The sequence below is a fragment of the Paraburkholderia sp. J12 genome (assembly GCF_905220215.1).
In the GTDB taxonomy this organism is placed as follows: Bacteria; Pseudomonadota; Gammaproteobacteria; order Burkholderiales; family Burkholderiaceae; genus Paraburkholderia.
Genome location: NZ_CAJMZC010000014.1, coordinates 56,250 through 68,743 on the forward strand (window position 1 = coordinate 56,250; position 12,494 = coordinate 68,743).

Consider the following 12,494-nt stretch of genomic DNA (forward strand, 5'->3'; position numbering starts at 1 on the left):
GGGCGGTCCAGGTGTCTTTCGTAAAACCCGCAAACGATTGCTTTTTCGACTGTCATCAGTTCTTCCTGCTTCGTGTGGTGTGCGAGGCAGTCCCGCACACCCGGACTCGCCTATCCCTCGTCCCTTGCCTTAAGAGACGCTTCTTTTCGCCACGACGCTGCGCAGCGTCGGCAGCGCCGGCATCTGATATTCCGGCACCCACCGGTGCAGATCCCTGCGTACCTGATCGTCATTGAGGATGTGCCGCTGCATCAGCCACGGCATCAGTTCCTCGAGCAGATTGGCGGGCACTTCGCGCGAGCGGGCAATACGAAGCTTCGAGTGGGGCGTACGCGTCGTCGTCTCGTCATCGGCCAGCAATTCTTCGTAGAGCTTTTCACCCGGCCGCAAACCGGTGAACACGACAGGAATCTGCTCGTTGGTGAATCCGTAGAGACGGATCAGGTCGAGCGCCAGATCCGCAATGCGTACGGGTTGCCCCATATCGAGAATGAAGATCTCGCCCCCCTGCCCCATGCTCGATGCCTGCAGCACGAGCAGCGACGCTTCGGGTATCGTCATGAAGAACCGCGTGATTTCCGGGTGCGTCACGGTGACGGGGCCACCGCGAGCAATCTGCTCCTGAAACTTCGGAATCACGCTACCTGCGCTTCCGAGCACATTGCCGAAACGCACGATCTCAAAGCGCGTTCGATGTGTCGCGCCCTGCTGCAGGGCAGAGCACACCATTTCGGCCAACCGTTTACTGGCCCCCATCACATTGGTCGGATTAACGGCCTTGTCGGTGGAGATCAGAACGAAACGCGCCACGTTGTGCCGGATCGATGCCTGCGCTACCCGGTACGTGCCCAGCACGTTGTTACGCACGGCCTGCCAGGCGTTGTTCTCCTCCATCAAGGGAACGTGCTTGTACGCCGCCGCGTGAAACACGATGTGCGGTCGGTGGCTCTCCATCACCTTGTCGAGCACGAGTGAATCTTTCACGTCGCCGATCGTGGGCAACACCGACACCTCGGGATAGCTCTCCTGCAACTCTTCATTCAGGCGGTAGAGCGCATACTCCGAACTGTCGAGCGCGATCAGTTGCGCGGGACCGAAACCCATGATCTGGCGGCACAATTCGGAGCCGATCGATCCGCCCGCGCCCGTCACCATGACCACCCGGTTCTTCAGCAGCTCCTCGACGTGTGCGGTGTCGATGTACACCGGGTCCCGGCCGAGCAGATCTTCGAGATCGATCAGACGGATACGCGCGAGCGACGCCTGCCCTTCGCTCAGTGACGTGAGCGCCGGCAGCGTCAATGCCTTGACGCACGCGCGAACGCACAGCGTGGCGATCCGCCGATGCACCTCCGGCGAAGCGGAAGGCACGGCAATGATGACGTGCTCGACCTTCATCTGCGCGCTCAAACGCTGCAGATCGTTGATCGTACCCAGCACACGATAACCATAGAGTTCGCGGCCCTGCTTGACCGGATCGTCGTCGAGCAGGCCCACGAGCCGCCATTCGCCAGAACGCTTGAGCTCGCGCACGAGATTGGCGCCGGCCGTGCCCGCGCCAATCACGAAGACCGGCTTGCCCTGCCCCACGAGACCGCCGTAACGGTAGAACTCCTTCGCACTACGATAGAGCGCCCGCGAGCCGCCCATGATCAGGAACAGCAACATCGGGGAAACGAGCCAGACCGAGCGCGGCACAATAGGCTGCGGCTGCAGCAGGGCCGTGCCGATCACGACCGCGAGAGCCCCCATGCAAATGGCCTTCGCAATACGAACAAGATCGGGCAGGCTCGCGAACACCCACATGCCGCGATACAGCCCGTAGCCGCGGAACATGACCGAGTAGGCGATCAGCACCCAAATGAGGGCGCGAAGTCCGCTATGGAGGTAGTCGTAAGGTACCGGTCCGTTGAACCGGATGACGTAAGCCAGCAGCCATGCAGCGATGACTGCGCATAGATCGAAGGCAAATGCGCCTAACGAAAGCCAGCGGCCCTTGAATTTTTTCATCGACGCAAGATAACTTTCAGGTTTGCACAAGACGGGACTGGTGCCTGCGCCAGCGCCTGTCGACATACATCCCGGCCACCCCTAATACTGCCGCCCACACGGCAACCGCGAGCCACTGATGGACGGGGGCGAATCCCCTTGCTGCGATAGCGAGTATTATGCCTGCCGCCATAACCGAGTACCAAATTCGCGCTGTGAGGGCGTGCCCACAGCCCATCCGCACCATGCGCTGGTAGTAGTGCTCCCGATGCGCCTGCCAGATCTTTTCGCCCCGAAGCAAGCGCCGCGCCAGCGTGACAGAAGCATCGGCAATAAAGGGCGCGAACGTTAGCGCGGGAAACCAGATTGGCCACGCTCCGTCACGCCACCCCCAATAACCCAGCGCGCCGGCGAGAAAACCCAGTGGAATCGATCCCGCATCGCCGAGAAATATGCGTGCCGGATGAAAATTGAACAGCAGGAATCCACCGGCCGCCCCGGCCGTCAGCGCACCAGTCAAGGCAAGCGGCATGTCCGGACGCGCGGCCGCGAGCGCCGCTACGGCGTAAGCACCGAACCCGAAGAGCGCCATGCCGCCGGCAAGGCCGTCGGATCCGTCCATGAAGTTATAGAGGTTGACGAGCCAGATCATCAGGAAGGCGATGATGACGAGCGCCCACCATGGCACGGGTGCGGGATAGACGGTGACGAGCGCAGCCACGGCCAGCACGTGGGCGCCGAAGCGCGCCCAGACCGGCAGCCCGCGACGATCGTCGACCTGGGACAGTGCAGCGAGAAACGCGAAGACAAGCGCGACCAACCACAGCGAAGGTGCCACCACCCCGGTCAGGACGGCCACCACCGGCACGATGCCCCAGCCGCCCGTACGCGGCACGGGAAGCGTATGAAGCGAGCGCTCATTGGGAATATCGGTAGCGAGCCGCCATGCAAGGCCGGTCTTGAGCAGCGCCCACAGAACGAACGCGCAAAGACCGAACGCGAGGATGGCGCAACCGGCTACGTACAGGATCGGGTCCAATGGCATCGAATTCGAGAACATCAGTGCGTCGCGCGATACCACGCCGCGGTTTCGAGCAGGCCCTGCTCGACGGTATAGGGCGGCTGCCAGCCCAGCACACCCGTAATGTGCCGACTGTCTACCCGGAATTCGTCGAGCAACCGCCCGACCTGGGCGGAGCGGCCCGTCAAACGGCCGGCGACGCGCAACAATGCGGGCGGAACCGAAAGGAAGCGGCCCGGTGCGTGCAGTTGCCAGGCGAGCATACGCACCAGTTCCACTACGGAAAGATCGTGGCCATCGGTGACATGGAAAAGCCTGCCCACAGCGTGCCGATCCATTGCGCAATGCACGATTGCATCGGCGAGATTGTTGACGAAAACCATGCTTCGGCGAGCTTCGATCGCCGCGAACGGGAGTGGTACGCCCCTCGCGATCGCATTCATCAGCTGCAGGAAATTCGCACGCACGCCCGGCCCGTACACGAGCGGCGGTCGAACGATGACCACATCGAGGCCGGATGTACTGCCGTACTCGGTCAGCGCCCGTTCGGCTTCGAGCTTCGACACGCCATAAGGATCGACTGGGCGGGGCGGTACCAGCTCGCTGAGCGGTTCGCGGCCGTCGCTCGACTCCGCCACCGCCTTGATGCTGCTCACGAACACGAAACGGCGTGCGCCAGCACGGCGGGCGGCGCGCGCGACGCGCAAAGTCCCGGCGACGTTGGTTTCCCGGTAGGCCGCGAGTGGGTCCTCCGAACGATCGCGCATCACATGGACACGGGCAGCAAGGTGCACGACCGTGTCACATCTCAGGTCGGCAGGCCAACGGGATTCGATGTCGTTGAAATCGTCGGTGTCGAGCAGCCATGAATGGAGTCCGTCGACTGAAGGGGCCGGCCGGCGAACGATACCGGTAATCTGGTTGCCCTTCGCGAGCAGGAGACGCGAAACCGCCTGGCCGACAAAGCCGTTCGAACCGGTCAGCACTATCCGTTGGGTCATCGAAGTCAAATAGGCGATTTCAGCAGCGAGGATTGTAGTCGATTGCCGTCTCTGCACCCCGATAGCCGAAAGCTCGTTACATACCGCAACAATTTAGGTCCCTGAGCGGGAACGAGCGCCCGAGCCACGCCCGCTCGTTGCGCCAAGCCGTCGGAAACGCCTCAGAGACACCGGCCGGTCATAGCTCTAGATGGGCTTGCCGTCGCCACCAAGAAGCAAGATCGACTTCACATAGAGGCCCAGTTCGCGCATGTCAGCCGATACCCCCATCGCATTCGGCGACACGGCGTCAGGAAGCAAGAATTTGATCTGAATGCTGGACGCTCCCGGCGGGACCGGAAGAACCATTGACTGATCGTGTGTCGAACTATCAAACATGAATTCGCGAGGCACCCCGCCATTGATCGAGATCCCGACATGTTGAACGTGTGTCGATGGGACAAAAGCAAAACCAGAAATGCGGATTGATTCCGGATAGTCTGCGAGGTGCTCCGGCATATCACAATGAAATGTCGCCACTTTATTATCCGTCCATGTCCCCTGCTCCTCAGGCCAGCTAAAACCTTGCAGGAAGCGAGAATCTGTCAAATGCATCTCTCCGCGACAGAAGCGACGATTCGGCATACTCTTTGCGTAGCACGGACCATCGATCACGGTAAGAGTAGCATCAGGAGATCGCAATCGACACTCCGGTGTGTCATAGCGTGATATCTCCTTGCCAGTAACAATCAAACCAATTTGATCCGCAAGCGAGAGATCCCGATTCTCCAAAACATCGATCGTGTTAGCCGATCTTGCCGATTTGAACACGCCAAGTGAGAACATATAGTCGACCAATGGCGGCTCACCGGGGAGTTGTACCGCGTAGGTAGAGGTGCCAGCGGGAGTTGTCGGTTGAGACGATTTAATCGCTTCTAACCGGTGTTCCATCGAGACAAGGTTCGACAGCGACAGGTACTTTTCCTTCGGAAACATCGCAAGAACAGCAACCGTCACGACAATACCAACGGCACAGTAATCGAATATCTTGCCTGGAGTAGTCAGACCCGGTTTCGCCACCTGTTTCGATCCAAAGCGCTGCGCTAACAGCAAAGACGCGTTAACCAGCAGAACCGTCCATAATCCAAAAGCATATTTGCGACAAGCGTACTCGGACCCGCGCCCTATAGCGAGTGCGATCATCTGCAAAGAACAGAGGATCGCAATAGACAGACCAAAAATCGCAAAATATTGGATTAGCAGTTGCTCTTTCTGCAACTGAGGATCTTTCAGCCCTAACCAGCACCTCATGGCCAAAATCGATGATATTGCCACTAGCAACACTAACGCTAGAAGTGCCAGCTGATCTGGAACAAACGACAGGTAAAGTACACCATCGTTTTCACTGATTGTCGCCATTGCCCGAAATACTGGATTGACAACGACAACAAGTAAAGCCACGACCGGAAAGGCAGCGCTGATCAGCAAATTCCGCCAATCCCATTTGCGTACCTGCCAATATTGATCAAAAACAACTAATAAACCAAGAAAGCCTAGCAGTTCGACCGCCGGCAACAGATGGATCGATTCTACGACCCAGATTCCAGCGATCAACAAACTATAGACGGCAAACCGGGACACTCCTGCCTGAGAAAGTCCCAGTGCAAGCGCCAAAACCACAAGTGCGGCAGCCTGAGCTACAAATTGAGCGTAGAAATAATTGTAGACGACTTCCATGCCCCAAAAATCAACGTGCATGAAAAGGCCGCCAACGAGCAGACCCAAGAGCAGGATCCAGGTCGCTCGACGGGCCTGGGAAAGCGGCAGGGTCCAAAGCATCCAACCCATTCCCACCCAGAGAACAATCGTCGACAGGAAGGCTACAAACTGCATGCCTGCGAGCGGCGATCCCCAGAGGTGACCTAATGCAGCGGCTATTCGGTGACTCATTCGCGGATAGATTTGCATCTCACCGAGAGACGGATCGGTTAGATGAGGCAAATTCCCGAACTCTGTAAGCCGCGCTACCAGCGCATAATGATGCGCTAAATCAACACTGTGAGTCCAGATGTCGTCCCAGAAGTGGAGACAAAGAATCACACCACACATTAGCGCAAGCAAGATTTGCAATATGCGAAGCCGATATTTCATTGAATTAGTCAACTAATAGTTTCAGCGTAATCTGTGCTCGATCGGGTCGATGTGTGTAAAAATTCTAACCAGCCACCCGAAAAACCTGCCGCCAGCGGACCAATACGTCCCAAATCTATTCGTTTGAGGACGTATACGGCCATTCGCGATCTTCAGGCTAATAGTTCGTTAATTTTGACAGCGGCAGATCGGCCTTCGCGAACCGCGTAATTTGTCCCGCGATCTTCCGGATAGATCTGCGCCATAGTCGAAATCATGGCATTCGAAAATGGCGTATCCGCCGAGGGCACATATTTCGAGTAGTCGCGCTCGGTCACTGGTTGCGCATACTCCGCCCGCCAGACTTTTGCGTCCTGAATCCACGATCGTTCCATTGCCGGGAACATCCGCTGAAGATGTTTGATAGCGAAGTCAAGATACTCGTCGTCGCTGTAACTCCAGACCGGGTCCTGTGTCGCAAGATAACGCGAAATAAACACGAGGTGCTTCCCGTGATAGTTCTCAGGCGGATCGAAATTCGTGTGTTCGATAACTCCAACGAACGGAAAACCCGGATCGTTGACGTTTAGCCAGTATGTATCCGACAGACTGCGATCCAGTTGCAGAACCAGACACATGTTGCCCAGATAGTTGACCCGTCGAAGTGACTCCAGCCACGCGGGATTCGCCACCTGGTCAAGGATGTTCGCAATAATCGGGAAAGATGGAGTAAACAAAAACTGCCTGGCCGAAATATCACCGCCGGACGTCTTTAATGATTGAATTTTTCCGTCTTCTATGTTGGCCCCGGAGACATCTACCCCGTAGCGAATCTCACCTCCGCTCGCGCTGATCGCATCGGACATATATTGTGCGAGTCGACCAAATCCTCCACGGAAGTAAGCCAATTGCTCGCCGCCCTGCTTGTCCCGTGTACTGCCTCTAAGCACCAGTTTTTTCCAGAACCATACTGCATTCACAGCATCGGCATAAACTGAAAACTTGGATTCGATAAGCGGTTGCCAGACGATTTTGAATACATTTTTCCCGCAAAGCGGCTCAAGCCATTCTCGAATCGAAAGATGCTCGATCGTCTTCCAGTCCCGAATCTTGCGTACCTTGAACACAAGAAGCCCAAGACGAATTCGGTCCAGAATGGAAAGCGGTGTGAACTTGAGCAAATCAAGCGGCGTGGAAAGGCGCCACAGGCGTCCATTAAAGTACATGCCTGTACGGGACGGCTGCGTTACGATCAGATTCTCCACTCCCAGCTCCCGTGCGATTTCGGGAATATAGTCGTCGTTATTAAACCAGTGGTGGTAGAACTTCTCGACGGTTACCCCGTCCTTAAATTCAAATGTCCCTGCGAGGCCGCCGGGACTACTGTCCTTCTCCAGCACGAGGACCTTCCGCCCGGCGCGAGCGAGGTCCAAAGCTGCTGTTAGTCCAGTAAAACCAGCGCCGATGATTACGACATCGTATTGATCATGCATTACGTGATCCAGTTCAAAAGGTATTTTCTACAGCCTTGCGCTGCGCAAAAAGCGATGGCTTCAGCAGAATTGCAATTCCTCCTGCCACTGTGGTCGGTATCCAGAGTGCAAGGTGTGACAGCACAGCGAAACTAGCCGCGGCTGACGGTGAACTGCCGGACATGACCGCCATTGTATATGCAGCAAAATGAAAGGGACCCACGTATCCCGGCGACGACGGCACCAACGTAGACAACGTGGTCACAGCCATAATCATGAGCGCAGCGGGAAAATCCACATCGATGTTCAGGCCATGAAGAATTGACCAGAAAAGTCCGGTTTCCCCAGTCCATATGCACGCCGACAACACAACAACAGGGAGCAACACACTCAGTCGCGACATGGCTCCCGTGTTCCCGACAAGGTCCGCCACGGTGGCAATGACCTTGGCCGCCTTCGGACTTTGGGGCGCAATTCGAGCCTCAAAATACGCGAGCAACCTGACAACGTAGCGGCCCAATATGGCAATCAAAAGGAGTGCTGTACATCCAGCAACTGAAAGCAGCACTACGGACTTCTGCAACCATTCTGGAATGGTCGCAGAGGAACTGACGAGCACACCGATTCCGAGGCAAGCGAGCAACGTAAGCATATCAATCAGCCGCTCGAAGACCAGACTGGCGGTTGCCGTTACTCGACTTATGCCGAGAGCGGCGGGAAAGACGAGGGCTCGAACCACGTCACCGGCCCGAAACGGCAGAACATTATTCAGCGTAATTGAACCCAGGAACGGCGCTGCACAATTGCGTGAGGCAATGGTCGCGCCACCGGCACGTAACATGACCGCCCAGCGGATGATTCGAATGGAATAGTCCATCGTAAGCGCAAGCAGTCCAGCGACGAGATAGTGCCAACGAAAGTTCTCAACCGCAGCTTTAATCTGGCCGAAATCCACTTTCCGAAAAACAAGCGCCAGGCAAACAATCGAAATCACGATTCCAATGACCTGTCTGGCGAAGACCTTCTTCGAGTGAGTTGAATTTGGTGATTTTTTCGTCATTTCCTTCCAGTAAGAAGTCCGCTGTATCAATCGGACCCCGTTCAAATGCGAGGCGCAGGGATTCCCGCTCAACGCCTTAAGTCGCAAGCGGAATTTCTTCACCTACGACCAGACCCGCCATGGTGCCCGATTGCTTGACCATAGGGATTCGAGTTCCCGCTTGTCGCGGAGCGTGTCACATGGTTGCCAGAACCCCGTATGCTGAAATGCGACCAATTGCCCGTCGCGCGCCAGATTTGAAAGCGGGGCCCGTTCCCAGGAAGTTTGATCGTCATCAATATATGAAATTGCCCCCGGTTCCAGAACGAAGAAACCTCCGTTAATCCAGCCAATTTCATCGTTCGGTTTTTCCTCGAAACTCGTTACCAGTTTCGAGCCGGAAATATTCAGAACACCAAATCGTCCCGGTGGCTGAACAGCAGCCACAGTGGCAAGCTTGCCGTGCTTGCGGTGGAATTCAATTTCTGCGCCAATATCGATATTCGACAAACCATCGCCGTACGTAAGGCAGAACGTCCCTTGGTCTATGTAAGGTGCAACACGTTTCAGGCGTCCGCCAGTCATGGTGTCGGGCCCTGTATCGACTAACGTGATCCGCCAATCCTCTGCTTGAGTGTTGAGAATCTGATGATCACCGGTTTTCAAATCGATAACCATGTCGGACATGTGCCGGTAATAATTAAAGAAAAATTCTTTAATTACATACCCCTTATAGCCAAGACATATTACAAAATCATTTATCCCATGGTGGGCATAATTTTTCATGATATGCCAAAGCAACGGCTTACCTCCCACCTCCACCATCGGCTTTGGCTTGGTATCTGACTCCTCGGCAATACGCGTCCCAAAACCACCAGCAAGAATAACCGCCTTCATAACTTCCCCATTAGAGCTTCAATTCGGAAGGTTGCATGTTGAGACTTTGCTCAACGACAGCAACAGGATCTGCCCGGAGCACGAGATAGATTCTTAAAATATATTCCCCAATGATCCCAAGCAAAAATGAGTTCAACCCAATTCCAAATAAAACAAGTATGTGTATGCTCGCCAGCCCCTGAGGAAGAGTCGGGTGCGATATCTTCAAAAAAATATAATAAAGCGCCCCGGCAAGACTCGCCAATAAAATGAGAACCCCGACAAAGGAAGCTGCACGCAAAGGTACCGTGGAATGATTAAATACTGCGGTCAAACCAAGCCTCAGCAACCTTCCGACATTAAATTTGCTCTTCCCGGCAGTTCTTGCATCGCGGTCATAGGGAATACCGGTCTGATTAAATCCCAACCCAGCGATCGTTCCGCGCAAATATGGGTTGGCGGTTTTTACCTGAGACAGCAGGTCAACAATTTTTCTATCGATCAACCGGAAGTCGCCAACATCCTTTGGGATAGGGTGCTCGCTGATCTTATCGATTACCCAATATCCAAATTTTCGAAATGCCCTGAGCAAAACCCCCTCAGGGCGAGCTTTTCGGACTCCGTACACGACCTGATAGCCACTACGCCATTTCTCGTAGAAAGCCTCGAGCATTTCAGGCGGATCCTGCAAATCTGCATCGACCTGCATTACCGCATCGCCTCGAGTGTGCATGTAATTCGCCAATATCGAGCGCTGAAAGCCGAAATTTTTCGAGAACCGAATGGCTCTTACTCGACTATCTTTTTCTGCCAGACGAGATAACAGAGACCACGTACGGTCATCGGAATGATTATCAGAAAATACGAATTCCAGTTCGCACCGGTCGGCCATCCTCTCTGCAAGAGCACATAGGCGTCCGTACAGCATTTCGATATTCCCTTCCTCGTTAAGCACAGGAATGGAAATGGAAATGAGTTGTCTCCTGTTCGTCATTGAACGCGTTCCTCTCCGAGACCGGGGTCCTTCAATAGGCATGTCTTCAGATACTCAGCAATCGCCGGCAACGAATCACGAAATTCAATCGCCCATGGCAGCACTGCTGGTTCAAAAATTCTTTCGTAATTCTCTTCTTCGGAATCGGGCAGGGCACCGACCTCCAGCAATTCACTTTTACCAACCGCACGGAAGATGATTTCTGCGATTTCCCGCAGCGTCACCGGCTTCCCATGGCTCAGTGCGACTGTGCCTCGTAATCCTGATTCGACCAGCGATCGAATGGCACGAGCGTCGTCGGCCAGATGATGGTATTCACGTAGTTGCCGTCCAGACGTCATCCGAAATACCTCTCGCTGACGAATGGCCGCCAGAATCTGCCCAAGAAACATAAATGGCGTCGGTTCACCCTCACCGTAAAGAGTGTGAATCTGGAGATGCAGCCCGGCCCCACCTGCACTAACGGAATCGTTGATGTATCTACTTAGGCGTCGCTTACTTTCGATATAGGGATTGTTGGCGCGAGACAACGCCTCCATGGCGGTACCAAAAGTAATCACCCGCATCCCAAGCGGCGACACAGCATCAATCACATGCTTCGGCAGGAAATAGTTGACTCCCAGAAGAGCTTCTTCCGGCAAGCGTGGATCAAGCAATCCAGACGTTACGAAGATCAGTGTGTCGCTTGGCAGACGGTCGAAATATCGGGCGACCTGTCCCGCAGCCCCCTCCCTCGACCAGACCTCATAGACCGTTCTATCGAGCGCAACGACTTCATCGTTGGCGTACTCACGAGCGAGAGCCTGCCCCAGTCGACCTCGCCCTCCTATCAGGTAGATCCTCTTCACTGGATATCGGCCCGCCAGGCATTTATCTGATTTTCGGTAATAAGCCGCACTGCGTCGGGATTTTCGTAGAAATCCCGATACCAGGCTGCGGTTTGTCGCACCGAATGCTCCGTATTCCAGGGTGGCAGCCAGCCTAGCTTGTTCCGTGCGAGTGCACTGTCCAGCGCGAGTGCCTGCGCCTCCGGTAATGGATTGTCCATATACTGGAGCGACGGTCTCCGCCACGACTCACTCATCAGTTCGAGTACATCGCGTACTGAGTACTCCGTAGCATCGTGCGGACCGAGGTTCCACGCTTGAGCGACCTTGGCAGGTTCTGCGCCGGACAACCCCGCCAATAGCATCAAATATCCTTGTACGAGCGCCAACACATGCTGCCAAGGCCTTGTAGCATTCGGGTAGCGAAGCGTGAGGCTTTCGCCGCCAATCACAGCTCGCACAAAGTCGGGAATGAGTCGATCTTCCGACCAGTCTCCTCCACCGATGATATTGCCGCCCCGGGCCGTCGCGATGGCAGGTCCTTTGCCCTCAGACCACGGATACGACACCGCATAACTTTGGATAGCCATCTCCGCGGCCGCCTTGGAGGCGCTGTACGGATCCTTTCCGCCTAGCGGGTCATTCTCCCGATAAGACCAAGGCCATTCGTTGTTTTTGTAGACCTTGTCCGTAGTGATGCATAAAACCCCTTTGACGCTCTTCACCGAGCGCGCCGCCTCGAGCACATGCACCGTTCCCTGCGCGTTGACGAGGAAGGTGTTCAGTGGCTCGCGATAAGAGCGGCGCACCAAAGGCTGTGCCGCAAGATGGAGAATCAGATCGGGCTCAAACGACGAAATGGACTCGAGCAAATGGTCATAATCGACAATATCGCCGAACGTAGTTGATACATCCTTCTCCAGACCCGCAGCAGCAAACAGGGAAGGTGAAGTCTCCGGTGGAAGAGAGTAGCCCGCAATTTCAGCACCGATCATTCGCAACCACAGGCAAACCCAGCTTCCGGTGAAGCCGGTGTGGCCAGTCACGAAGATCTTCTTGTCGGCCAACGCCAGTTCAAAGGTAGTCGCGCTCATCAGTTATCGACACATCCAAAAATATTGTGCGGCCCGCATCCAGGAGATCAAAGACTGAAGGTTTGCGATCTT

At 55.4% G+C, this 12,494-nt stretch carries 10 protein-coding genes; all 10 read right to left on the reverse strand.

The window, feature by feature from the left end; translation table 11 throughout:
• Window positions 1-129 precede the first annotated feature (129 nt).
• Window positions 130-2,010 carry a nucleoside-diphosphate sugar epimerase/dehydratase gene (locus U5760_RS25285; protein ID WP_322015053.1) on the reverse strand — a complete coding sequence of 627 codons (1,881 nt, stop codon included), beginning with the start codon at window positions 2,008-2,010 and terminating at the stop codon, window positions 130-132.
• A gap of 16 nt (window positions 2,011-2,026) precedes the next feature.
• The gene (locus tag U5760_RS25290; RefSeq protein WP_322015054.1) at window positions 2,027-3,049 is read right to left on the reverse strand and encodes a glycosyltransferase family 4 protein; all 1,023 of its coding nucleotides are present in this window, start codon (window positions 3,047-3,049) and stop codon (window positions 2,027-2,029) included.
• Window positions 3,049-4,011: an NAD-dependent epimerase/dehydratase family protein gene (locus tag U5760_RS25295; RefSeq protein ID WP_322015055.1), complete on the reverse strand. Its 963-nt coding sequence runs from the start codon at window positions 4,009-4,011 to the stop codon at window positions 3,049-3,051. Before U5760_RS25295 ends, U5760_RS25290 begins: the two co-directional genes overlap by 1 nt.
• 186 nt (window positions 4,012-4,197) lie before the next feature.
• Complete coding sequence (locus U5760_RS25300) at window positions 4,198-6,141, reverse strand: hypothetical protein (protein WP_322015056.1); 1,944 nt, start codon at window positions 6,139-6,141, stop codon at window positions 4,198-4,200.
• A 152-nt stretch (window positions 6,142-6,293) separates the two neighbouring features.
• Window positions 6,294-7,613 (reverse strand): NAD(P)/FAD-dependent oxidoreductase, encoded by a 1,320-nt coding sequence (locus U5760_RS25305; protein ID WP_322015057.1) that lies wholly within the window; start codon window positions 7,611-7,613, stop codon window positions 6,294-6,296.
• 13 nt (window positions 7,614-7,626) lie between these two features.
• Window positions 7,627-8,652 (reverse strand): lysylphosphatidylglycerol synthase transmembrane domain-containing protein, encoded by a 1,026-nt coding sequence (locus U5760_RS25310; protein WP_322015058.1) that lies wholly within the window; start codon window positions 8,650-8,652, stop codon window positions 7,627-7,629.
• 102 nt (window positions 8,653-8,754) lie between these two features.
• On the reverse strand, window positions 8,755-9,528 hold the full coding sequence (gene rfbF / locus U5760_RS25315) for a glucose-1-phosphate cytidylyltransferase (protein WP_322015059.1): 774 nt from the start codon (window positions 9,526-9,528) through the stop codon (window positions 8,755-8,757).
• Between the two features lie 10 nt (window positions 9,529-9,538).
• A complete protein-coding gene (locus U5760_RS25320; RefSeq protein WP_322015060.1) occupies window positions 9,539-10,501 on the reverse strand; it encodes a glycosyltransferase family 2 protein in 963 nt (320 codons plus the stop codon).
• The gene (locus U5760_RS25325) at window positions 10,498-11,349 is read right to left on the reverse strand and encodes an NAD-dependent epimerase/dehydratase family protein (protein WP_322015061.1); all 852 of its coding nucleotides are present in this window, start codon (window positions 11,347-11,349) and stop codon (window positions 10,498-10,500) included. The genes U5760_RS25320 and U5760_RS25325 overlap by 4 nt, the downstream gene beginning before the upstream one ends.
• The gene (gene rfbG / locus U5760_RS25330) at window positions 11,346-12,422 is read right to left on the reverse strand and encodes a CDP-glucose 4,6-dehydratase (RefSeq protein WP_322015062.1); all 1,077 of its coding nucleotides are present in this window, start codon (window positions 12,420-12,422) and stop codon (window positions 11,346-11,348) included. The genes U5760_RS25325 and rfbG overlap by 4 nt, the downstream gene beginning before the upstream one ends.
• Between the last annotated feature and the right edge of the window lie 72 nt (window positions 12,423-12,494).